This is a genomic window from Desulfurococcus mucosus DSM 2162, from assembly GCF_000186365.1.
Lineage (GTDB): Archaea > Thermoproteota > Thermoprotei_A > Sulfolobales > Desulfurococcaceae > Desulfurococcus > Desulfurococcus mucosus.
This window is the reverse complement of the sequence record NC_014961.1, coordinates 1,019,623-1,042,587: the sequence shown is the minus strand read 5'-3', so window position 1 is coordinate 1,042,587 and position 22,965 is coordinate 1,019,623. Positions and strand designations below refer to the sequence as shown.

Annotated in this window: 22 protein-coding genes, 3 tRNA genes and 1 CRISPR repeat array; of the genes, 15 read left to right on the top strand and 10 right to left on the bottom strand. The window is 51.6% G+C overall.

Annotation, left to right across the window (positions count from 1 at the left end):
- Positions 1-21: 21 nt before the first annotated feature.
- The 3 genes from DESMU_RS05395 to DESMU_RS05385 all read right to left on the bottom strand — a co-directional run bounded on the left by DESMU_RS05395 (position 22) and on the right by DESMU_RS05385 (position 1,426).
- Positions 22-912, bottom strand: coding sequence for an ATP-grasp domain-containing protein (locus DESMU_RS05395; RefSeq protein ID WP_013562585.1), 891 nt, complete (start codon positions 910-912; stop codon positions 22-24).
- Positions 909-1,268, bottom strand: coding sequence for a hypothetical protein (locus tag DESMU_RS05390; protein WP_013562584.1), 360 nt, complete (start codon positions 1,266-1,268; stop codon positions 909-911). The genes DESMU_RS05395 and DESMU_RS05390 overlap by 4 nt, the downstream gene beginning before the upstream one ends.
- Positions 1,269-1,341: 73 nt before the next feature.
- Positions 1,342-1,426 (bottom strand) — tRNA-Leu (locus DESMU_RS05385).
- Between the two features lie 73 nt (positions 1,427-1,499).
- On the opposite strand from DESMU_RS05385, the gene DESMU_RS05380 reads away from it, so the two are divergent.
- The 10 genes from DESMU_RS05380 to DESMU_RS05335 all read left to right on the top strand — a co-directional run bounded on the left by DESMU_RS05380 (position 1,500) and on the right by DESMU_RS05335 (position 8,014).
- Positions 1,500-2,051 (top strand): flavin reductase family protein, encoded by a 552-nt coding sequence (locus DESMU_RS05380; RefSeq protein WP_013562583.1) that lies wholly within the window; start codon positions 1,500-1,502, stop codon positions 2,049-2,051.
- A 49-nt stretch (positions 2,052-2,100) separates the two neighbouring features.
- Positions 2,101-2,784 (top strand): phosphoribosyltransferase, encoded by a 684-nt coding sequence (locus DESMU_RS05375; protein ID WP_013562582.1) that lies wholly within the window; start codon positions 2,101-2,103, stop codon positions 2,782-2,784.
- Positions 2,785-2,787: 3 nt separating this feature from the next.
- Complete coding sequence (locus tag DESMU_RS05370) at positions 2,788-3,609, top strand: S-methyl-5'-thioadenosine phosphorylase (RefSeq protein WP_013562581.1); 822 nt, start codon at positions 2,788-2,790, stop codon at positions 3,607-3,609.
- Entirely contained in the window at positions 3,570-4,493 is a 924-nt protein-coding gene (locus tag DESMU_RS05365; protein WP_013562580.1) for a hypothetical protein, read from the top strand. The genes DESMU_RS05370 and DESMU_RS05365 overlap by 40 nt, the downstream gene beginning before the upstream one ends.
- A gap of 86 nt (positions 4,494-4,579) precedes the next feature.
- The gene (sucC, locus tag DESMU_RS05360; RefSeq protein ID WP_013562579.1) at positions 4,580-5,719 is read left to right on the top strand and encodes an ADP-forming succinate--CoA ligase subunit beta; all 1,140 of its coding nucleotides are present in this window, start codon (positions 4,580-4,582) and stop codon (positions 5,717-5,719) included.
- Positions 5,720-6,598 carry a succinate--CoA ligase subunit alpha gene (sucD, locus tag DESMU_RS05355; RefSeq protein ID WP_013562578.1) on the top strand — a complete coding sequence of 293 codons (879 nt, stop codon included), beginning with the start codon at positions 5,720-5,722 and terminating at the stop codon, positions 6,596-6,598.
- Positions 6,599-6,671: 73 nt separating this feature from the next.
- Positions 6,672-7,085: a hypothetical protein gene (locus tag DESMU_RS05350; protein ID WP_013562577.1), complete on the top strand. Its 414-nt coding sequence runs from the start codon at positions 6,672-6,674 to the stop codon at positions 7,083-7,085.
- Between the two features lie 128 nt (positions 7,086-7,213).
- On the top strand, positions 7,214-7,750 hold the full coding sequence (ppa, locus tag DESMU_RS05345; protein WP_013562576.1) for an inorganic diphosphatase: 537 nt from the start codon (positions 7,214-7,216) through the stop codon (positions 7,748-7,750).
- Positions 7,751-7,803: 53 nt separating this feature from the next.
- Positions 7,804-7,878: transfer RNA gene (locus DESMU_RS05340), tRNA-Glu, on the top strand.
- A gap of 60 nt (positions 7,879-7,938) precedes the next feature.
- Positions 7,939-8,014 (top strand) — tRNA-Gly (locus DESMU_RS05335).
- A 363-nt stretch (positions 8,015-8,377) separates the two neighbouring features.
- Here the strand turns inward: DESMU_RS05335 and DESMU_RS05330 are convergent.
- The 3 genes from DESMU_RS05330 to DESMU_RS05320 all read right to left on the bottom strand — a co-directional run bounded on the left by DESMU_RS05330 (position 8,378) and on the right by DESMU_RS05320 (position 15,647).
- Positions 8,378-9,949: a hypothetical protein gene (locus DESMU_RS05330; protein ID WP_245526420.1), complete on the bottom strand. Its 1,572-nt coding sequence runs from the start codon at positions 9,947-9,949 to the stop codon at positions 8,378-8,380.
- 99 nt (positions 9,950-10,048) lie between these two features.
- Positions 10,049-14,130: a CRISPR direct-repeat array (repeat unit 25 nt; unit sequence CTTTCAATCCTCTTTACATTGAGGC).
- A gap of 288 nt (positions 14,131-14,418) precedes the next feature.
- Positions 14,419-15,144 carry an HAD family hydrolase gene (locus tag DESMU_RS05325; protein ID WP_013562574.1) on the bottom strand — a complete coding sequence of 242 codons (726 nt, stop codon included), beginning with the start codon at positions 15,142-15,144 and terminating at the stop codon, positions 14,419-14,421.
- Between the two features lie 8 nt (positions 15,145-15,152).
- Entirely contained in the window at positions 15,153-15,647 is a 495-nt protein-coding gene (locus DESMU_RS05320) for a MogA/MoaB family molybdenum cofactor biosynthesis protein (RefSeq protein WP_013562573.1), read from the bottom strand.
- 85 nt (positions 15,648-15,732) lie between these two features.
- On the opposite strand from DESMU_RS05320, the gene DESMU_RS05315 reads away from it, so the two are divergent.
- Both DESMU_RS05315 and DESMU_RS05310 read left to right on the top strand, forming a co-directional pair.
- A complete protein-coding gene (locus DESMU_RS05315; RefSeq protein ID WP_245526521.1) occupies positions 15,733-16,107 on the top strand; it encodes an MGMT family protein in 375 nt (124 codons plus the stop codon).
- Between the two features lie 51 nt (positions 16,108-16,158).
- Positions 16,159-16,647, top strand: a complete 489-nt coding sequence (locus DESMU_RS05310; RefSeq protein ID WP_013562571.1) for an adenosine-specific kinase — start codon at positions 16,159-16,161, stop codon at positions 16,645-16,647.
- A gap of 6 nt (positions 16,648-16,653) precedes the next feature.
- Here DESMU_RS05310 and DESMU_RS05305 read toward each other — a convergent pair whose 3' ends face one another.
- Positions 16,654-16,989, bottom strand: coding sequence for a hypothetical protein (locus DESMU_RS05305; RefSeq protein WP_013562570.1), 336 nt, complete (start codon positions 16,987-16,989; stop codon positions 16,654-16,656).
- The gene (locus DESMU_RS05300; RefSeq protein WP_245526419.1) at positions 16,973-17,317 is read right to left on the bottom strand and encodes a TRAM domain-containing protein; all 345 of its coding nucleotides are present in this window, start codon (positions 17,315-17,317) and stop codon (positions 16,973-16,975) included. The genes DESMU_RS05305 and DESMU_RS05300 overlap by 17 nt, the downstream gene beginning before the upstream one ends.
- A 175-nt stretch (positions 17,318-17,492) precedes the next feature.
- On the opposite strand from DESMU_RS05300, the gene gapN reads away from it, so the two are divergent.
- Positions 17,493-19,010 carry an NADP-dependent glyceraldehyde-3-phosphate dehydrogenase gene (gapN, locus tag DESMU_RS05295; protein ID WP_048078734.1) on the top strand — a complete coding sequence of 506 codons (1,518 nt, stop codon included), beginning with the start codon at positions 17,493-17,495 and terminating at the stop codon, positions 19,008-19,010.
- 12 nt (positions 19,011-19,022) lie between these two features.
- On the opposite strand, the gene DESMU_RS05290 is transcribed toward gapN, so the two are convergent.
- Positions 19,023-20,387 (bottom strand): glycosyltransferase 87 family protein, encoded by a 1,365-nt coding sequence (locus DESMU_RS05290; protein ID WP_013562567.1) that lies wholly within the window; start codon positions 20,385-20,387, stop codon positions 19,023-19,025.
- A 71-nt stretch (positions 20,388-20,458) separates the two neighbouring features.
- Here DESMU_RS05290 and DESMU_RS05285 point away from each other — a divergent pair, with 71 nt between their 5' ends.
- Together DESMU_RS05285 and DESMU_RS05280 are read left to right on the top strand one after the other, a co-directional pair.
- Entirely contained in the window at positions 20,459-21,259 is an 801-nt protein-coding gene (locus DESMU_RS05285) for an isopentenyl phosphate kinase (RefSeq protein WP_013562566.1), read from the top strand.
- A gap of 135 nt (positions 21,260-21,394) precedes the next feature.
- Entirely contained in the window at positions 21,395-21,640 is a 246-nt protein-coding gene (locus DESMU_RS05280) for a hypothetical protein (protein WP_013562565.1), read from the top strand.
- A 9-nt stretch (positions 21,641-21,649) separates the two neighbouring features.
- Here the strand turns inward: DESMU_RS05280 and eno are convergent, their stop codons facing one another.
- Positions 21,650-22,957, bottom strand: coding sequence for a phosphopyruvate hydratase (gene eno / locus DESMU_RS05275; RefSeq protein ID WP_013562564.1), 1,308 nt, complete (start codon positions 22,955-22,957; stop codon positions 21,650-21,652).
- Positions 22,958-22,965 lie beyond the last annotated feature (8 nt).

Genomic DNA, 22,965 nt, shown 5'->3' with positions numbered 1-22,965 from the left:
ACGGTTTTTTCCCAGGGAAACCTACTTCCTTGCTTTCTCAACCACGTATTCAACTATGTGGTCAGGCGGGTTAACCCCTGTGGCGCTCCTCAACCCCTCCCATTGCGGGAAGGCGTTTACCTCGAGGATATAGTATCCTCCAGTAGCCTTATCGTATGCGACGTCGACCCCCGCGTAGTCTAATCCAAGGGCTTCAACAGCCTTCAACCCGAGCTCGTATACCTCGGGCTCCTCGCTCTCCTTAACGGCTACTCCCCCGGCTCCCTGCGCCACGTTTGTTTTCCACGAGTAGGGGTTGACGCGTTTCATAGCCCCTATCACCCTGCCGCCCACCACGAAGACCCTGTAGTCGTAGCCTGGTTTATCAAGGAACACCTGGTAGTAGCTTGGCTGCCCAATGTTCATTAAACCCCTTGTCACGTTGAACGCTAGGTCGGGGTCGTGTATTAATGTGCTGCCGAGGCCCAGGCTCCCCATCAGCGGCTTGTACACCACGAGCTGCTTCTCCCTGACATACCTCATGGCTGTGAACGGGTTCTCTGTTACAAGGGTCTCGGGCACGGGGAGCCCTTTAAGGTGGAGGTGTAGTAGGCACCTCCACTTATCCCTTGCAACCAGGGATCTCGAGGGATCGTTGACCACGGGGATGAGGGAGGCGAGTGCCTCGAGGACGCCTATCCTCTTCACAAGTGCCTCTAGGCTTGTTATGAAGCCGAGTCCCCTGAGGATTGCTGCGTCAACCCTCACCTCCTCCGTGGAATAATATACTTTGACCCCGCTCCGCGATACAGTAGCGTCAAGCATGGGTGTCTTCAGGTACACGGCTTCATGCCCGTGCCTGGATATGGAGTCCAATAGCTCCAGGGATCCTTTCCTCGGCTCCTTCTTATAGTCTACGACGGCTATCCTCAAGGGCCCTGCATCCTCCCAGCGATCAATACTAGGATGAGTGATGCAACCGATACCCCGGCTGCAGTGAAACCGGCGGCCGGGGAGGGGCCGGAGAGCAGTGCGCCGAGCAGTGAGCCGGCGGCGACGACAGGGGTGAGCAAGTATAGGAGGCTCAATGCCTCCCTCCTGCTACCGTATCGCTCGATATACATGTAGAAGTAGAGCATTGAGGCAGCCAGGAGTACTAGTCCTGCTGCGACACCGGTAGGGGTCGAGCTATATGTAGCCGTCGCCGACCCTGCGAAGACGCCTAGTCCCGCTAGATACCTGGCTTTCCCCGAGTACAGCACCCTGCTCACAGGGATCCTCCTCGACAAGCTAGATAGAGGCCTCCAAGGTATTTTAAAGCATTAGCAAGGGTGGGGGCAGCGGGCCAGCCTGCTAGGAGAGTGCGGGGGGTGGGATTTGAACCCACGCAGGCCTACGCCACCGGGTCCTCAACCCGGCCCCTTTGGCCAAGCTCGGGCACCCCCGCACACGGGTCTGAGTTAATGGTGTGCCGGGGTTTTAATGTTTTCCATGACGGATACCCCTAGTGGTGGGGAGCGGTGTACGTTGAAGTTGATCCAGGCGACTACCATGTGCTCCACCCGAGACCCGTGTACCTGGTTGTTTCAAGGAGCCGTGGGGGAAGGCTTAACGTGATGTCGGCGTCATGGGTTTCCCCGATTAGTGATGAACCATTCCTGATAGCGGTCTCCATATGGAGGGGGAGCTTGACGCATGAGTATGTCTCGGAGACAGGGGAGTTCACGGTTAACGTGCTGGGTGAGGAGCACTTGGAGACGGCTTTCAAAGCCGGCAGCGTCAGCGGGAGGGAGGTGGATAAATGGGGGTTGCTGGGGTTGAAGCCCTATCCTTCCAGGCATGTATCGGTGCCCGGTGTCGAAGGAGCCCTCGGCATACTTGAATGCGTGGTGGAGAACAGGGTCCCCGTGGGGGAGTCCACGTTGTTTATTGCAGGCGTGAAGGCTGTACGGGTCAACAGGGATCTCTACGGTAGGTACGGGTGGAATCTCGGTAAGGCCAGGATACTGATGCATGCGGGTGGGAGGGCTTTCACCGTCAGCGGCAGGCTCCTGCTCGCCGGGAGGAGTTAGGCTTCCAACTTTTTAAGTCCACGCGTATTATTGATACAATGTGATAGGCATGCCCCGGGTTAAAACACATTTAGTTACATGGGATGAGGTAGTCGACTGGTCGAGGAATCTCGCTAGACTGGTGAGGGAAAGCGGGTTCAGGCCCGACCTAGTTGTCGCTGTATCCAGGGGCGGCTTCGTCCCCGCTAGGCTTGTATGCGACTTCCTCGGCGTCGAGAACCTTGCAAGTATTCAGAGCCAGCATTGGACTGAGGCGGCTAAGGCGGGGGAGCGCGCCATCCTTAAGTATCCGTATAGGCTTGACGCGTCTGGCCTCAACGTACTCGTGGTCGACGACATAGTTGACACAGGGGAGACGTTGAGGCTGGCGAGGGATTACGTGAGGGATAACTGGGGTCCCAGGGAGGTTAAGACTGCTGCATTACAGTGGATAAGCCCTGTAGCCAAGTACAGGCCCGACTACTACTACCTCGAGGTCAAGGAGTGGGTCTGGTTCCAGTATCCTTGGACGAGGCTCGAGGACACCTACCAGTTCATTAAGAGAATGATGAGTGAAGCCTACAGGGAGACTGGGAGGCGTGAATGGGGCTTCAGCGAGGTTGTCGAGGGGTTCAGGGAGTGGTATGGGATAGATGTTGGTGAAGCCTACTACAGGGAGGCCCTCCGGGTCCTCGTGGAGAAAGGAGTGGTTGACTATGATGCGGCTAGGGATAGATACGTGTTAAGGGTGTAGGCTATGCTAGTGGAGCCACCGGTTAAAGCAGAAGTAGCCGTTATAGGGGGGAGCGGGGTATATAGTCTACCAGGGTTAGCCAATGTAAGGGAGTACAAGGTTTACACGCCTTACGGTGCCCCCAGCGACAACATTATAGTAGGCGAGTTGAACGGGAGGACGATAGCCTTCCTACCCAGGCATGGGAGGGGGCATAGGATACCGCCTCACAGGGTGAACTACAGGGCTAACATATGGGCTTTGAAGAGTATTGGCGTGAAATGGGTTATAGCTGTTTCAGCAGTGGGGAGCCTGAGGGAGGACTACAGGCCCGGGGACTTCGTTGTCCCGGATCAATTCATAGACATGACTAAAGGGGTCAGGGCCTTCACATTCTTCGAGGGAGGGAGCGTTGCACACGTGAGCGTCGCCGACCCGTTCTGCGAGTGCTTGAGGAAGAAGATACTGGAGGCAGCCGGCAGGCACAGCGATATAAGGGTGCATGGCAAGGGCACCTATATATGTATAGAGGGACCCAGGTTCAGCACGAGGGCTGAGAGCAGGGTTTGGAGGGATGTCTTCAAGGCCGACATCGTTGGGATGACGCTTGTCCCCGAGGTGAACCTCGCCTGCGAGGCACAGCTCTGCTATGCAACCATAGCCATGGTTACGGATTACGATGTATGGGCTGAGAAACCCGTTACAGCCGAGGAGGTTGTCGCAACCATGAGGAGGAACACTGAGAAGATTCAAAAACTCCTCCCAGACATAATAGGGTTGCTGCCGAGTGAGCCGTGTAGAGAGGAGTGCAGTTGCTGCAGGAGCCTGGAGACGGCTTTGATGTGAAGAAATATGTGTCGAAGCTCACGAGCCTAGAGGAGGATGCTAGGCGCCTCTCGAGGAGCCTAGTGGGTTTTCTAAGCAGCTCCCAGTCCACGAGGCTCATAGTAGCGTACAGCGGCCACGGCTACCTGCCGGCCTCCTGCATGTTCTGGCACACGGTCACCATGGATGAGGAGAAGTCGATCCTCCTCCTCGACGCATCCTCCACAGCCCTCTACATCCTTGCATACAGGGATCCAACACCTATCGTCGCCTACGCTCCAGCCCCTTCAGCCAGCTTCCTCAACATGCTACAGGTGGCCAGGGTCATGGGCCACCCGTATGCAGCGTTCACGGGGAAGCCTAGTGGTGGGAGGGAGGCTGAGGTGCTCGAGGGATACGGGTTGCTTTACACGGCTTCGCAGGGCGAGCTCGACTCATCGCTCGCGATGTCTATCGCCGTGTACCATGCGCTGGCGGAGCTCTACGGGGGCAGGCTCGCTAAGAGGGGTGCGAGGATACTTGGACACAGCCGGGAGGGTTTCACACCGGTTGTAGAGGGGCTTATCGAAGCCTACGGTGACGCTGTCTCCTGGATGCTTTCACACAGGTCGCTCACCGTGACCTCTGGGAGGCTTCTCGAATCCTCCTCACTCTACCTTGTTGAAGCGTTGAGGCGTAGGGGTGTTGACGCAAGGTACGAGCACCCGGAGATGCTGAGGGGCCCCGGCGACGCCCTGGTTGCGGGCACCGGGGTAGAGGAGTATTATTTAAGGGAGTTGAAGCACAGGTTTTCATCCACCGGGATAGTGGTCAGGGAGCTGGTTGTTAACACGGATCCCGTGGAGGCCAACATATACCTAGCTATACTCGCCAACTACATTGCATCAACCCACCTGGATCACTAACCTCCTCCCGCCCTAAAGGGTTTCCCCCTTTACATCAGTAATCGTTTAAAATGCTTCCCCACCGATACCTTTAACAGGGGTTCTACATGAAGCTCTACGAGTATGAGGGTAAGGAGATAGCTAGGAGGTATGGTGTCGACGTCCCCAGGGGGCTCCTTGCCTCGAGTGTTGAGGAGGTTGCGGAGGCGTATAGGAGGCTTGGCTCCCAAGTGGTGGTTTTAAAGGCGCAGGTGCTTGTAGGCGGTAGGGGTTTAGCCGGCGGCGTGAAGAAGGCTGGGAGCCTTGAGGAAGCGGTGGCTAAGGCCGGCGAGCTGTTCTCCACGAGTATAAGGGGTGAGAGGGTTGGGAAACTCCTTGTCGAGGAGGCTGTCTGCATCTCCCGCGAGCTCTACGTCTCCCTCACCGTTGACAGGGCGTCGAGGAGGCTGGTCTACCTTGTCTCAGGGATGGGCGGGGTGGAGATAGAGGAGCTTGCGAGGAGGCACCCGGATAAGGTACTTAGGATCCCTGTAGACCCCTTCAACGGGTTCAGCAGCTACATGGCTAGGCAGGCGCTGGGCTTCCTCGGGCTTCCATGGGATAAACTAGGGGTTCTCGAGAACGTTATGAGAGCCATGTACAGGATTATGGTTGACTACGATGCCGAGCTCGTTGAGTTCAACCCGCTTGCATACACGTGTAGCGGGGGGCTTACAGCCCTGGATGCCAAGGTGATCGTGGACGATAACAGCTTGTACAGGCACCCGGATCTACAGCCCCTCTACGGGAGGGATGCATCCAGCTATGAGCGGCTTGCCAAGCAGTTGGAGTTCAACTACGTGGAGCTGGACGGCGATATAGGGGTGATAAGTAATGGAGCCGGGTTGACCATGGCCACGATGGACGCCATCCTCCACTACGGTGGGAGGCCGGCTAACTTCCTGGATATAGGGGGTGGGGCAACCCGTGAAAGGGTTAGGGAGGCTGCTAAAATAGTGCTCACTCATCCAAGGGTTAAAGCAGTCCTCGTCAACATATTTGGAGGTATAACGAGATGCGATGAGGTTGCAGCAGGAGTCGTTGAAGCCTTGAAGGAGGCCGGGGTGGCTAAGCCAGTCGTGGTCAGGATGCTTGGCACCAATGAGGAGGAGGGGAGGAGGATACTCAGGGAGCACGGGATAAACGCTTACACGGAGATGGATGAAGCGGTTTTAAAAGTGGTTCAACTAGCGAGGGAGGTGGGTTAGATGGGCGTCCTCGTTGACTCAGCCACTAGAGTAGTGGTTCAAGGGGTTACCGGGAGGGAGGGGAGCTTCCACACGAAGCTCATGCTGGAGTACGGTACCAGGATCGTGGCGGGCACGTCGCCCGGTAAGGGAGGCAGCTATGTTCACGGTGTCCCAGTATACAACTCTATATGGGAAGCCGTGAGGGAGCAGGGAGCGGTTGACGCCAGCATCGTCTTCGTCCCGGCAAGATTCGCAGGTGACGCTGTCTACGAGGCCGTTGACAACGGTGTGAGAACAGTGGTCGTGATCACCGAGGGCATCCCCCTGCACGACGAGCTCAGATTCGTCAACTACGCAAGGAGCCGCGGCGTGGTCGTCGTGGGGCCTAATACACCCGGTGTAATGACGGTTGGCGAGGCGAAGCTCGGCATAATGCCGGCCCACGTGTTTAAACCCGGCAGGGTCGGGATAGTCTCGAGGAGTGGGACCCTCACGTATGAGATAGCTCGTGAGCTCTCGAAGCACGGCTACGGGGTTTCAACAGTGCTCGGCCTCGGCGGCGACCCTGTCACAGGCCTCGACTTCATAGACGCCGCCAAGCTCTTCTTCGCGGACAGCGGTACGGATGCACTCGTCGTCGTGGGTGAGATAGGCGGGGACGCGGAGGAGAGGTTCGCGGGATTCTACGCTGGGCTGGCTGAGAGGAAGCCTGTTGTAGCCTATGTGGCTGGGAGGACTGCGCCGCCCGGTAAGAGGATGGGGCATGCAGGGGCAATAATATCCATGGGGATGGGGGACTACGCGTCTAAGCGGAGGAGCCTTGAGGAAGCCGGGATACCTGTAGCCGAGACCCCTTCCCAGGTCCCAGTGCTCCTGGGGAGGCTGCTTAAGCGTTAGTCCTCCAAGGTACTTTTGAGGGAAAAATTTATTTATTCTCTCCTCTCTAAATAGTAAACCTAGGTGGAGCGATTTGAGCGTGATGATAAAGGAGGTTTCCTCATTCAGGGACGTAGTCAAGATGATAGATGACACTATAACATCCCTCAAGCAGCAGCTGGCCGAGAACCTTAAGAAGCTGGAGGATGCACGGGTGAGGGCCGAGCAGGTTAAGAAGCTGAGGGAGACGTTCAAGAACCTGCTGGGCGACGAGGTCCTGGTGTCCGGTAGAGAGATAGACTTGAAGGACGCTAAGATACTGATAAACCCGGATCCATTAACCGAGCTCAAGGTTATTGAGGAGGCTATTGAGAAGATAAACACGACGATACTGACGCTGCAGAACCTTAAGAAGTCGCTTGAGCCATGGACAACGGTCGAGGTCCCCAGCAGGATAACAGTGGTCGTCAGGGAGGGTATACCTGTAGCGATAATGCTGAAGCTCTAGGCCTGCGGCCCGCCCCCTATTAGCAGGGCGGCCGGGTTCCCGGCTGCGTGGAGGAGTCTAGGTAACGCTTTTTACCCCTGGCTGCACTCATAGAGTGTCGTGCGCCAATACTGGAGGTGTGTTAACCAATGGGTGTATACGATAAGCTGGGCCCCGGCTCCAAGGCTCCTGAAGAAGTATATGTTGTAATAGAGATCCCTGTTAACAGCGGTGTGAAATACGAGCTTGACAAGGAGACAGGCTTACTCTTCGTTGACAGGGTTCTCTACACATCCATGGTGTACCCCTTCAACTACGGCTTCATCCCCGGTACCCTTGAGGAGGATGGGGACCCCGTGGACGTCCTCGTGGTTTCATCCGAGCCCCTTGTCCCAGGCTCAGTGATAAAGGCTAGGCCGGTCGGCGTCCTGGAGACCGAGGATGAGAAGGGGAGGGACGCTAAGATAATAGCTGTACCAGCCGACAAAGTGGACCCAAGGTACAGTGGTGTAAGAGATATAGGCGACATACCTGAACCAGTGAAGCAGAGGATAAAGCACTTCTTCGAACACTACAAGGAGCTCGAGCCAGGTAAATGGGTTAAAACAATAGGGTGGAGGAACAGGGAGGAGGCATTGAAAAGGATAAGGGCAGCCATCGAGAGAGCGGGAACACAAGCCAAGTAGAAGCAGCCCGTAAAGAATTAAAAACCCAGCAGGAATAAAACCCATCGGGACACGCCGCCGTAGTATAGCCCGGTCAAGTATGCGGGCCTTTCGAGCCCGTGACCCGGGTTCAAATCCCGGCGGCGGCACTCACACAAACCCCAAACGAAAACACTTTAAAACCCACCCCCACCTAGAAAATACGTGATGCGGCGGTCGTCTAGCCTGGACTAGGACGCCGGCCTGCCACGCCGGAAATCCCGGGTTCAAATCCCGGCCGCCGCACTCCCCTCAACACAACTCACAGCCCCCAATCCTCTCTGCATTGAGGCGGGGAGACATCTAGGTATTGCTTATCCACGTGTGTAGGGCTCCTAATAGTTATCCTGCATAGAAAAACACTGCTTTCATATTGTTTTTAACAGGCTTCTTCACTTCAACTGATCGATGACTAAGTGTGATCCTACACTGCTATGGATTATGAGATGTATGTGTTGGGAAGCCGGGGTAGCGGTGGGTTGAGAGTTAAGGTATGGGTAGATGCTTGTATTGGAGAGTGGTTGGTGGAGATATGTGTAGATGCATCTTTTAGCTATAAGGGATCCGTTTGAAAGCGGATTGAAAGACAAAGCGGAAAAGGGATTGTTTCTACCAGGTTTCAACATATACTCCTCCAATCTTGTAACTACCATCCTGGTACTTGTAGAAGTATGGCGAATTAATGTATCTATATGCAACTAACTTACCACTATTAACAACGAATGATACACCTATAAACATGAATCGCTGATCCATCCTACTCGCAGTTATACCTATACTTACACATAGAAGTGCGGTAGCCCATGCCGGTATAGGTCCTCCTACTAGAGCGAACAATACAGCCCCAACGCTTATACTGCCTGAAAGCAGTGGAATAGTATTCAGTTCAGCGGAAATGATGGTACTGTTAATTCTTAAATCGACGGGTCCAGTGATGTACTTCCAGGATCCAAACCAATTGTTGTCCTTTAATATCTGATATGTTTTAACCAAGTAGTGTTCAGTATTAGGTAAAGGTGCTGCGCCGATCACACCTATACTATTATCTAAGTTGAGCTTGAAGGGCCTCGCTATAGTTGCATTAGCATCTACACCTAGATAACTACATGTAGGGGTGCCTAGATCCGGGTATACGCAGAGGTACTCCTTAAATAACCCGATTGTAGCATTACCTTTAAATCCAACATAAAGTATGCTTGGAGAATTATAATCAGCCCCGTATATAAATCTCTTTCCAAGATTGAGATTGGCACTTCGCTGACTATAAGCTGCCCATGATAAACCCGGCACCTCATATGATGCGCCACCATAATTACTCCCGATACCAAATGTTGGAGCTATACCAACTGATATAGCAAATTGTTCTGATGCCATTAGAACAACATTGAACTCGGGTTCTCTAACCCTATCTAGCCATCGAATAATACCCATGGCTAATGGTATGTCCACATTACTGAAGCTTCCATATGTTTTATCAAGTCTCCATTCATAACATATCACCCTACCATAATTAGGGCCTCCTGTATAGTAGCAGTACTCTTCAACTCTCCCAGTATTTAACAAATTAATGAACCGGGTGAAAGCGGTTTCACTTGCTAATTCAACTACTACCTTTTCAGGTTCAACTCCAAGACTACTTGCAACATCTTTCCTTACGTCTTCTATACCTCTTATCTTAATTGATTTCTGACTAGATGTTACTTCGATTGATACTTCTGGTTTCGAGGCTAACCCTATTCTCAGTGGTGGCATGATAATATTAGTGTATACTCCGTCTTCCATGTGTATAGAGTTCAGTATTACTAATCCTAATCCGACGCTATCAGGGTCTAACCCTTCTCTCTTCACGTATTCAGCTACTTCCCCATACACCTCGACAATCTTACCCTTGGGTATCTTTATGACGCCGCCTACACTTCTATACCTACCGAGATCTATCAGGCTACCGTTAAGAGCCCAGAAGTAAACCCTGGATATGGTGATAGCCCTTGACGACGTGCCCGGTACACGTATTCTTATAGCTGGCTCAAAATAATCCCTATAATACCTGGTAGTTAAACCCCTATGCTCATCCCTCTTAATATCCGCGGGTACAGTATAATCTAGGACCACCAGCCCCGATACCAGGATGGCTACTACTAATAGAGGAGCCACCAGCCTCATAATATTCACATGCCCCACCCATAAAAAGACAAACCAGGTATTTATGCCTTTACCACAGCGTATTCACGTATTTCCAACTCATCCAACATCTTGTTTAGAGGCAGCTGTTCCGAAACCCTTTCAATCCCCTTTACATTGAGGCGCATCCCGATAATCACTCAAGTTCTATTACCTATGACAATCTTTCAATCCTCTTTACATTGAGGCCACCACAGAGGGAGATCCCCGGGAGGTATTGGATTACTTTACTTTCAATCCTCTTTACATTGAGGCCCACGGGGAGACTGCAGCTTTTTCTACGGGAGGCTGCCGTCTTTCAATCCTCTTTACATTGAGGCTGCGTGAATTAATGAAACAAGTTGAACCCGGTAAAAGACTCTTTCAATCCTCTTTACATTGAGGCCTCTAAATGCATATTAGAGAATTGAGGGGAGACATATGAAACCTTTCAATCCTCTTTACATTGAGGCCTACCCTCCTTGCCGGTAATGTTTCAACCACGGTTACAGCTTTCAATCCTCTTTACATTGAGGCCGGGGTCCCTACTAGGTAGGATGCCGTGGATCCTACCTAATCTTTCAATCCTCTTTACATTGAGGCCCGAGCCCATATATAGTTGACCTCACCACCGGTGAAGCTTTCAATCCTCTTTACATTGAGGCATTTGGAGGGCACCATAGGGCTTGAAATCTGTCCCAATCTTTCAATCCTCTTTACATTGAGGCCTCCGCCCCCCGGCCAGCCCCCTAGCGCGCCTTATTTTATCTTTCAATCCTCTTTACATTGAGGCTTACCTTACAGTTGTTGTACTTAGCTTTTAGCACTTTTACACTTTCAATCCTCTTTACATTGAGGCCTGAGTGGATTAAGCTGGCGCCGCCAGGGGAGGAACCCGTCTTTCAATCCTCTTTACATTGAGGCAACCCTTACCCTAACCCATCCATCGCTTCCCGTGTTCTCTTTCAATCCTCTTTACATTGAGGCGGAGCCCTGAGCCCTTGGTGAAATCAGTGGAGTGGATATATCTTTCAATCCTCTTTACATTGAGGCTAGCCGAACGGGGCCACCAGGCCCCACTTTATAACTGTGGCTTTCAATCCTCTTTACATTGAGGCCCAGCACTGTGGCCGGGTTGAACCCGGTGGCATTCGTGAGCTTTCAATCCTCTTTACATTGAGGCAATATGGGAGGCCTGCAAAGCCGGGTGTAAGCAGGACGGCTTTCAATCCTCTTTACATTGAGGCATGAGCGTGAGAAGAAGCTTCTCTCACTAGGCTTATCTTTCAATCCTCTTTACATTGAGGCTCACACTGCAGTATGACGGCAAGAAGGTGGCGGCAGTAACTTTCAATCCTCTTTACATTGAGGCCTCGTAGTTGCGTAGTAGCTGCAGAAGCTCCTCGTTGCTGACCTTTCAATCCTCTTTACATTGAGGCTGGCGGGCGACGCGGTAGTGTTGGAGGCCTTTAAATTTAACTTTCAATCCTCTTTACATTGAGGCAAAGATATAAGGGAAAGGAATCCTGGAATACCTTCCTACGTCTTTCAATCCTCTTTACATTGAGGCTGCATGGTGGATCCCGTCCCGGTTGTGAGGGAGAGTATCTTTCAATCCTCTTTACATTGAGGCTATATATATCGCCTGCTGACTATATATGTATGTTTTCTTTCAATCCTCTTTACATTGAGGCGACGGATACCATTACCTTAAAATATATGTAAAAGCTGGCTTTCAATCCTCTTTACATTGAGGCGTACACTACACAGCTGTTTATAAGCTACCCCTATGGTAGCTTTCAATCCTCTTTACATTGAGGCACCGTGTACACGGCTGTGCCTGTTGCAAGGGTTGACTACACTTTCAATCCTCTTTACATTGAGGCTCCAGCAGTTTAATCCCATATAGCTTTTGTAACCCCATACTTTCAATCCTCTTTACATTGAGGCATGGTAGAATACCACTTCTGGAAAATGAAAATAAGTTACCTTTCAATCCTCTTTACATTGAGGCCTATCTCAGTTCTACTATTGATCTTGGTAACGGTCTCCACTTTCAATCCTCTTTACATTGAGGCTCACGGGAGCCTGGTATACCACGGTATACTTCCAGCTCGTCTTTCAATCCTCTTTACATTGAGGCTGTGGGCCCGTGAGCTAGCGTTGCTGATAAAGGGTAGCACTTTCAATCCTCTTTACATTGAGGCCGGGTACCTCATACTAGTAGAAAAGCAAGGTGATCGTAACTTTCAATCCTCTTTACATTGAGGCTACAAAACACAACGCTTAAATACCCCGCCCGACATTTTCTTTCAATCCTCTTTACATTGAGGCATAGGCTTAAGCAAGGCGGAGAAAGCCCTGCAAGACATAGCTACTTTCAATCCTCTTTACATTGAGGCCTTAACGAGTCTAGGATCCTATAAGGATCAGGGATCTAGCTTTCAATCCTCTTTACATTGAGGCTTAAAATATATACCCGAAACCACTCCCGATATAATTATACTTTCAATCCTCTTTACATTGAGGCCCTACTATAGTCGCCGTACTGCCAGTAGCAGTCATCCATCTTTCAATCCTCTTTACATTGAGGCAGCTACCGCAAGGCTATCAGCCGGCTCAACTTGTTAGAGCCTTTCAATCCTCTTTACATTGAGGCTTTAAACGAGGTTCAATATAATAAGTCTGGCGCCAATATCTTTCAATCCTCTTTACATTGAGGCCCAATATTGAAGTGGGCGGGCAGAATTGATCAGCAGCTGAACTTTCAATCCTCTTTACATTGAGGCATAAAAGCCCTTGACTCACGACTCTGCGGGGATCTCCTCAGCTTTCAATCCTCTTTACATTGAGGCTGGTTTAATGAGCCGGGCCAGCCTAGATAAGGCAGAAAATCTTTCAATCCTCTTTACATTGAGGCGCCATAACTAGAACAGCAGCAGGAAAACGCCTGTGCAACTTTCAATCCTCTTTACATTGAGGCATATACCTTACTAATGGTAGCACCATATACGTACCCACCTTTCAATCCTCTTTACATTGAGGCGTCCATGAGGTTGAGTGATAATCATTTTAAACAATTTACTTTCAATCCTCTTTACATTGAGGCCGTGGTTCACTAGCGGGGAGGCGTGTGGAGTAGCAATAGCTTTCAATCCTCTTTACATTGAGGCCCAGTCGTGTCAAATAGCTTCTGGAGTAATGCGATAGTATCTTTCAATCCTCTTTACATTGAGGCTATGTGCTAGACCACGATATAGGCTTTGAGCTGAAGAAACTTTCAATCCTCTTTACATTGAGGCCTAGGATTATCTTCTCGCCTTCAGGTAGCTCGGGATCCTCTCTTTCAATCCTCTTTACATTGAGGCCGCTGCAGCAGGTAACCAGCATCAATTACACTAACCCGAGCTTTCAATCCTCTTTACATTGAGGCTTCAGGGATATGTGAGCGGTGAAAACCTCAATTGGGTCTTTCAATCCTCTTTACATTGAGGCATCATAAAGACCACGCAGGCTTTAATGGTGCATTACACCTTTCAATCCTCTTTACATTGAGGCCCATGTATTGAGAGGGCTACCGAGGAGGTCATACTTAGAGCTTTCAATCCTCTTTACATTGAGGCTCTCCCTGTAATGGATGCCGTACCAGCCTAGCTCGTTGGCTTTCAATCCTCTTTACATTGAGGCCCTCAGGCTCTGGGGAGGGTTAGGCGTCTTAATTCGCTTTCAATCCTCTTTACATTGAGGCCTAGTGGAAGAAAGACGCGAGCGTATTGCGTTAGCTATAACTTTCAATCCTCTTTACATTGAGGCATGGTTAAACCGCATCTGGATGACTACTCCAGCTGGGACTTTCAATCCTCTTTACATTGAGGCCCGAGGGCTTCATATACCGTGGGGCGACCGCCGGGGATATCTTTCAATCCTCTTTACATTGAGGCTTGAACCATAGGAGTAAGCCCTCCTCGATAATCAGTGCGACTTTCAATCCTCTTTACATTGAGGCGAAACCGGCCCATTTATGAAAAGTGGATAAGGATAGAGGTCTTTCAATCCTCTTTACATTGAGGCACATTGTCTATGGGTATGAATAGTGTTCGCAAATGTGAACCTTTCAATCCTCTTTACATTGAGGCCCCATTTTACGGGCCAATATGTCGATTACTTCGGCCCGGATCTTTCAATCCTCTTTACATTGAGGCATTTGTCGAAGTTCTTCTACATGTTATGTTTCCTGGGTCGCAGCCTTAAATATCTTACGGTTTTAACTGGAAAGAGTATGCGGAGCAACTTCGACCAGTATCAACGGGAGGGATCCAGAATCGGGTGATCAACCTGTTTGTATAAAGCGATCACTTCGACCAAAAACAACGAGGGGTGTTCAGGGTTTCCCGCGACGGGGGTACGGGGTTTGCGTGTTGTACTGCTTTGGAGGCTTGAGGACTGGTTGATTTAGGGTGTGGTGTCGGGATTGGCTGTATCGTTGTGTTTCATGTGCATGTTGTGCGTGATATCTCGTGGTAGAGTTTTGGTAGTTCTCTCATGTCGTTGATTACTGCTGCCTTCAGTTCCTCGATATACATGTTTCTACGGGTTCTCCTGTTTATCAATACGCCGATGAACCCTGAGGAAAGGGCTCCTCCAACATCCTCTAGTGTGTTGTCCCCTACGTGTATTATTCTGCCTGGCTCGAATCCTGAGGCCTCCGCGAACTCTAGGAATATACCTCTGTCGGGCTTACTGTAGCCCACTGTATCCGAGAAAACCAGTGTCTTAAAATACCTGGAGAGGCCGATCCTCTCTAGTACTGTGACAGTGTAGCTGCTGGGCCAGAAGAGCACGTTCCCTATTACACCCATGTAGCAGCCGGCTTCCTCGAGCTCGCTTAGTGCGGGCTCCACGTCAGGGTATAGTATTGCCTCGGGTTTAACCGTTGTAAAGGCCTCGAACAGTATTGAGTCGACTACACGTGTCTCAGTTGATAAGCGTGCTGCAAGCATCTCCTTTGCACGTGAAATTAATTCGGCTGGATGCAGGTTTGGCGTGAGCCTCCTAAGCCTCCGTGCATCGTCATGAGACCCGTATACAGCTCTACGTGCCTCCTCCCCGGTGAGCCCAAGCCTCCTTGAAGCCACCTCTGAGAGGTGGTCAAGAGTCTTATCGAGATCTACGAGCGTGCCCCATACATCGAAGCTTACCGCCATGCACCCGGCCATACTGTGAGTCACCTGTGGGGGCCCTCGAACCTGTCTACTTCCTCAGCCAGGTGCCCCACTATGTCGACCAGTATACTTAAGCCTACTTCAAGGGCCTGAGTCGAACCCGGGAGCGCCACGGTTATCCTCCCATCAGGCAGGATGTAGAGTCCTGCACGTGAGAGAATTGCCCTATGACCTATGGTGCTGCTGGAGAGCCTTCTGAAGGCTTCCCCGAAGCCTGGGAGCTCTCTCCACGCGAGCGACTCGAGGACGTCTACTGTTATATCCCTGGGGCTGGGTCCCGTGCCACCGATGAAGAGAATGACCCTGCTCTTTGATTCACGTAGCACCCTGACTATGTCCCTGTAACTGTTGCCGACCACCGTTTTCCCTGAAACCTTGAATCCCCTGCTGGCAAGGTATTCCACGGCTTTCTCACCGCTTACATCAATGGATTCTCCACCCGCGATCCTATCGCTGACGACTACTATGTGGAAGTCCAACACTGTTGACCCCCTCATCAATGGATAGGTAGAGGCCTTGGACTTAATAACCTAAGGACCCGAGTGATCGATGTGTGAGTGCCGCCGGGTGTAAGCGTTGATAGTGGTTGAGAGCAGGGAAGGTAGGCTCCTTGCACATGGTGCTTTAATGACTGATATATGTGAAGCCGTGTACATGCTTACCATGATCATACCTGTAGGCTCAGCCACAACGTACTCCAGCATAGCCAGGGTTCTCGGCGTGCATCCAAGGATAGTTGCACGATGCCTCTCACTCAATAGGGATCCCATCCTGGTTCCATGCCACCGCGTCGTGTACAGTAATGGAGGGTTAGGCGGCTACACGCCCGGCGGGGTGGGGGTTAAAAGGCGGCTACTGGAGGTGGAGGGAGTGGTGTTTCAAGGCAACCGTGTTAAAAAGGAGTGCTTAATCGACATACACTCCCTCCTCCACGGCTTAGACCGGTTGAAGCATTGAAGCCAGGGATTTATCCCGGGGCCCCCATAGTCTTACACGGGGTGTCAGGGAATGAGCGTCTCGATACATGTGGTAGACGTAGAGATCCCTGAGGGCGCCAACATTATCATAGGGCGGAGCCACTTCATAAAGACCGTTGAGGACATATACGAGGTCCTCGTAACAAGCGTCCCCGGGGTAAGATTCGGGTTAGCGTTCAACGAGGCAAGCGGGAAAAGGCTTGTAAGGTATGAGGGAAACGATGAAGAGCTGGTTAACGCGGCGGTCAATGCGGCCTTAAAGATAGGGTCAGGCCATACTTTCATCCTCTACATAAGGAACGCCTATCCAATAAACATCTTGAACCAGTTGAAGAACGTGCAGGAAGTGGTTTCACTCTACGTTGCAACAGGGAACCCTGTACAGGTACTGGTCGCCGAGACAAACCAGGGGAGGACAATTATAGGCGTCGTCGACGGATATCCACCCCTGGGTGTTGAAGGCGCGGCGGACAGGGAGGAGAGGAAAGAGTTCCTTAGGAGGATAGGCTATAAAAAATAGAGGGTTCTACCCGGTGCACTCGTCTAGAAGGGCCTCCAGTCTCCTTATGTTTTTTGACACTTCACTCCCACTACTGCTCATCCAGCAGAGCGAGGAATCCCCTTTCTTAGCTAGGTAGAACACGTAGCCACCGTCGATCTCCATTGCGATCACGTAGCACTCCACGCCACCATCTACTTCTTCATCCTCATAAATCACCGTGTGCCTGTGTCTGCTTGCAAGTAGATCCATGACCCTCCAGGCGAGCGATCCCTCTAGGGGCTCACCTGACTCCAACTTGTCTGCTGCTTCAACCCCTATCTCCAATGCTATTTCAACGAATATGTTACTGGTATCTTTCATCAGCTTCACTCAGCGTCTCCAGGATCTCTCCGTAAGCGGTGTCACCGTTTACCCTTGTGATCCTGATCCTCACCTTCGACCCGAGGCTCGCATTGTACACTATTATCCTCGTCCCCTTGTAGTTGACCACGCCGTTTCCATGCTTGTCGACATCCCCTATCTCGACTGTTAGAATCCTGCCGGGTTTTAATGAGTCCTCCTGGGGTGCCTGTATCCTTGGATATATGCTGAACCTCTGCACGTCACTGGTGTATGGGTTCCAGCTGTGTTTCTTCTGCTGCCTGGACACGACTGTATCCCGCTCTACCATGTTGTCTGAGGCTTTCATTATTTTAAAGTTGATGGGGGTTATTAACCTTATCACCAGGCCTCCTCTACGGAGGCTAAGCATGTATTGAAAAATCAATGAAAAGATACTGGTCGAGCTGCACAGTGTATTATTATAAGGTTTCATCAAAATATTAAATAGCACTCTTCAACATTAGTGACCCCGGGTGCAACCCGTGTTGGAGCTCGAATCAAGGCTCTTCAAGGATATACTCAGAGTAGAGGACAACGTGCCCTTCTTCAAAGCCTACCTAGCCGGCAAGTGGATTGATACAGGCGAATACTTGGATGTCGCCACACCAATAGATGGATCCCTGGTAGCAAGGGTCTCTAAGACGCCGTGGGAGCTTGTTGACTCAGCACTTGAATCCATCTACGTAGAGGGCAGGTGGTCTGTGAGGAATACTCCCGGCTGGAGGAGGCTTGAAATACTTGGAAGACTAGCTGAGCTGTTGGAGGAGCATAGAAGGGATATGGTTAACGCGTTGATCCTTAACTCGGGTAAGACAAGGAAGCAGGCTGAGGGCGAGGTCAACGCGTCAATTGAGAGGGTGAAGGCATCAGTGTTCGATGCGAGAAAGATTTTCGGAGAGTACATGCCGGGCGACTGGGATTCAACAACCATTGAAACCGAGGCGGTTGTGCGACGGGAGCCGTATGGAGTTGTATTAGCGATAATACCCTTCAACTACCCGCTCTTCGACACTGTGTCTAAGATAGCCTATAGTTTCGTGAGCGGTAATGCTGTAGTCGTTAAGCCACCCTCAGCCGACCCACTGCCAGTTCTATTGCTGGCCAGGTTGCTGGAGGAGGCTGGGTTCCCGCGGGATGGACTCGCTGTCGCCATGGTGCCCGGTAGGGAGAGCGGGAGGCTGGTTGCTGATAGAAGGATCTCAGTTGTGAGTTTCACAGGGAGCAGTGAGACCGGCAGGAGGATACTTGGATCAGCAGGCATCAAGCAGTTCATCATGGAGCTGGGTGGAGGGGACCCAGCGATCGTGCTGCCCGACGCCGATTTGGAGGATGCAGCAGAGAAGATTTCAACGGGGATATATAGTTACGCTGGCCAGAGATGCGACGCGATAAGGCTGATTCTAGTCAGCGCAGACGCCTACCATGAGCTCGCCGGGAGAATCGTGGAGAGGCTCTCAAGGGTTCGCGTCGGTGATCCCCGGAGGGAGGATGTCGACATGGGGCCCCTGATAGATGAAGCAGCTGTTGACACTATGATGGAGGCTGTTGAAGACGCTGTGAAGAAGGGTGGAAGAATACTCTACGGTGGAAGAAGGCTAGGCGGGAACTATGTGGAGCCAACCCTCATAGGGTTCGAGGATAACAAGAGGATCAAGGATGTGAAGCTCTACCAGGAGGAGGTGTTCGCACCAGTCGCGTTGATAACCAGCTACAGGAGTCTCGATGAAGCAGTGGAGCTCGCAAACGGTAGGAGATACGGGTTGGATGCCGCTGTCTTCGGCCATGATATAGAGGATATCCGTAGGCTTGTTAGGCTACTCGAGTTCGGCGCCATCTACATAAATGACATGCCCCGCCACGGGATAGGGTACTATCCCTATGGAGGTAGAAAGGATTCAGGCATAGGCCGGGAGGGAATAGGGTACTCGGTTGAGTATGTCACGGCATATAAAACCATCATATATAACTACAGGGGTAAAGGAGTCTGGAGCTACATCTAGGCATCCATATCTTCACCGATTTTTATGCCGTGATATGTCCCTAGCTATTCTCACCGCCGTGTAGATTAGATACGAGTTGTAGAGTAGTGTTGCAACCGTTGCTGTGACTCCTCTTGCACTGTTGAGCACTGAGAAGAATGTGAAGAACGCTGGGGAGCTCCTGGCATAGATGATCAACTTATAGAGGATTGAGTCTATGCCGGTGCTCCATGCTATGAGTTGCTCCGCTGAAACCCAGTTGGAGTCCTCCACCATTAATATGTCGTCGCCCACTACCGCGGCAGTGAACTCTATGAGGAACCCTGCTATCAACCCTATTAGCAGGGGTATGAATATGTAGAGGGATATGAGTCTACGGGGTGTCCTATGAATGTTCCTGGCGATGTATATTGCGAGGAATACTGATGCCCAAAGGTAGTAGTTGGGGTTCCCAACCTTGTTTAACACTAGCATGAGGAGGGATGCCAAGGCGAAGTATCCCAGGAGCGAGTCGTGCCCTACCGGTGTATCACGGTAGAAGTATAAGTAGAGGATTAAGAGAGCGAGCGTGAAAGGCATGATCCATACCCATGTCAGCCAGGAGGGGAGTGACGCTATATTATACCAGCTGAGATGCACTGGGAGCGCCCATAGACTATAGTTCTGCGGGTAGCGTTCCCCATGGAATAAGAGCACCTTCCCTATGAAACCATACGGGTTGCGGAGCATGAAGGGAGCTATGAATACCGATGCAACACCAAGGGATACGAGTAGTACTCTAGCCATCCCCCTGTAATCCCTTGCCTTGAACAACTCTATGAGGGGGAAAACCATGAAGACTGCTAGCAACTGCTTTACCAGTGCTGAAAGCGTGATCATGACTGATGCCGCCGTGTATTTCCTCTCGGTTAAATAGATGAAGCCCATGAGCAGGAATACAACTGCCACTAGGTCGAACTGGTAGTCGGCGATCACCCCGTACACCATATAGTTTAGAAGCCACAGGTTGCCGGCTGTATGCCCATACCTTCTCCTAAGGATCAGGTACACCATGTTGAACGCCGCTATCAAGGGGGCTTTATCAATCAACCTGACCAGTGCGATACTGCTGTAAGGGAGGCTTGTGGCGATGAGGTGCGGTACTATGAATATGTAAACGGCGAGAGGCGGGTACGCGACCTTCGCCATGGGGGGCCCACTGTAAATATCCAGTGGCCTGCCCTCCTTGAAGTAGTCGAACCAGTAGTTTATAAAGTATCTTACATCGTAGTAGTTCCACCCTGAAACCGCTAGTAGGAGTGCCAGCGCGTTAGCCAGTATTATCCTCCACTCACGTCTCACGGTTGACGGTACCCGGTTAAGCAACCTGCGCATTGCCACCACTGAGCTGCGACACATCTGGTTCACCATTGATCCAGGGTTAAGCAATATAATGTTTTCCAGTGATCACTGGTTCACCGGTGGAGGCCGTGCCCGGCTTGAACCATGCTTTACGAGGCGTGGTCTACGTTAAACTCGGCGGGAGCTTTATAACAGTTAAGGAGAAGCCGGTCACGCTGAGGAAGGATGCTCTCGACGCTGTTGCAGCCGTGTTGAAGCAAGTGCATGGAGAGGTGGGGTTAATCCTGGGCAACGGCGGCGGGAGCTTCGCCCACTACGCTGTTAAAAAATACTGTGTTAACGACCCAGTGCAGTGCGTTGTGAAGTGTCATCAATCCACGAGGCTCCTCAACAGAATGGTGGTCGACCACCTGGTGGCTCTCGGAGTACCGGCGTCAAGCCTCCAGACAAGCGCAATAGTCTCAGCTAGCCCCGGCGGCGGATACCGGGTTTTCCCGGACCCCGTCTACAACTATCTTTCCCTTGGGTTGATACCGGTTGTCTATGGCGAGTGCATTCCCTCCGAGAGAGGCTACTCGGTGGTCTCAACCGAGAAAGTCTTCGAACTACTCGCCGAGAGCATTAAGCCGTTGCGGATAGTGCTCGTCACGGATGTGAAGGGAGTCTACACGTGTAACCCATATACCTGTGAAAACCCTGAGCTGATAAGGAGGATAAACAGTGGTAATATGGAGGAGGTCCTCGAGCTGCTCAGCAGGGAGGAGGGTCGTGATGCTACTGGAAGCATATATGGTAAAGTTAAATCGATGAGCGCGCTCTCGAGGAGGATCGGGGTGAAAGTAATCATAGTCTCCGGCTTCGATCAGAAGGGCTTAGCAGACGCCATCGTGAAGGGAGAGGTCGAGGAGGGGACAGTGATAGAGCCTTAGACGCGTGATCAGAAGCCTGGTGCATGTCATCGCCAAGCCGGCTACACGCTTTTAACCATCATCATCCATGCTTGAAACTATTAGTCCAAGGATTTAAATGCCTTCGATGAGGACATAGTCTCAGCGGGACCCAGCATGGTGGTTGAGAAGATTGGTGCAGCCGTGAATGCATTGGTAAGTGCACTGGGCAAGGTGAGTGGTGTGGGCACGTGGCTATTCCTCGCAGGCTTCGTGATCCTGCTTGTGATCGGGTTCTCAATGGCTCTGACACTATTGATCAGGGCTTTGAAGGAGCTACCTAATCTCACTGTAAGTCAGTTCCTGAAGCTAACGGTGATAACTGCTATAGCGTTGATGATTATAGGCCTAGTAATCCCATAAGTAGAAAAATCATGGTTTTCTCGGGAAGACCTTGAAGCCAGGGTACCTGGGCTTCTCCAGTTCCTCAGCTATTTCAAGCAACCTATTGTACTTCGCCGTCCTCTCACCTCTCGCAGGAGCACCCGTCTTTATGAGCCCCGTGGACAGCCCGACGACTATGTCAGCTATGCTGGTGTCCTCGGTTTCACCGCTCCTATGGCTGATTATCGCTCGATACCCGTTTTCATGCGCCATCTTGACGACGTCAATGGTCTCCGAGAGCGTGCCCACCTGGTTCACCTTCACCAGTACCGCGTTACCGGCACCGGTCTCAATCCCCTTGGATAACCTAGCCGGGTTGGTTGTGAATAAGTCGTCGCCGACTATGAGTATCCTGCCTCCAAGCCTCCTACGCATCTCCGCGAACCCCTCGAAGTCCTCCTCGTGCAACGGGTCCTCTATGCTCACCACCGGGTAGTCCTCCACGAGTTTCTCGTAGAGGAGCAGCATGTCATCCCTGGTCATCTCCCTGCCCTCAACAATGTATGCTCCCTTATCCTCCCTGTAGAACTGGGAGCTCGCCGCGTCAATGGCTATAGCTATCTGTCCACCGGGCTCGTAGCCGGCTCCCTTTATCGCCTCTACAAGCAAGTCTAATGCGTCGCGCACCTTCTCAAGGGGTGGAGCATAGCCGCCTTCATCGCCAACGTTCACCGCTGTAGGCCCATACTTGTTCTTTATAATGGTCTTCAACTCATGGTAGACCTCCACAGCTGCCTTCAAAGCATCGTGGAAGCTGCTGAACCCTGCTGGCACAATCATGAACTCCTGGAAGTCAAGCTTGTTCCCAGCGTGTACACCGCCGTTTATTATGTTGAGCAAGGGGACTGGGAGAGTGTCGGCTGCCCTACCACCCAGGTAGTAGTAGAAGGGGACACCCATGGTTGATGACGCGGCTTTCGCGACCGCCAGGCTCGTGGCTACAATAGCGTTGCCTCCGAGTCTAGCCTTGTTCGGGGTTCCATCTATCTCTATAAGCTTCGAGTCCACCTCGTATTGACGCCTGGAACTCAACCCTACTAGGGCCGGGGCTATCAGCTTGTTCACGTTTTCAACGGCTCTTGAAACCCCTTTACCCTTGAAGTCTCTTCCCCCATCCCTTAGCTCGACTGCCTCATGCCTGCCCGTGGAAGCCCCGCTAGGCGCGTTCGCCACGCCTACGCCAAGCCCCTCTGTCACAACCCTGACTTGAACTGTCGGGTTCCCCCTGCTGTCCAGCACTGTTCTTGCCTTGACATCTTTTATTATGTACGCGTCATCATATATGTCCAGGTACATTCGCCATG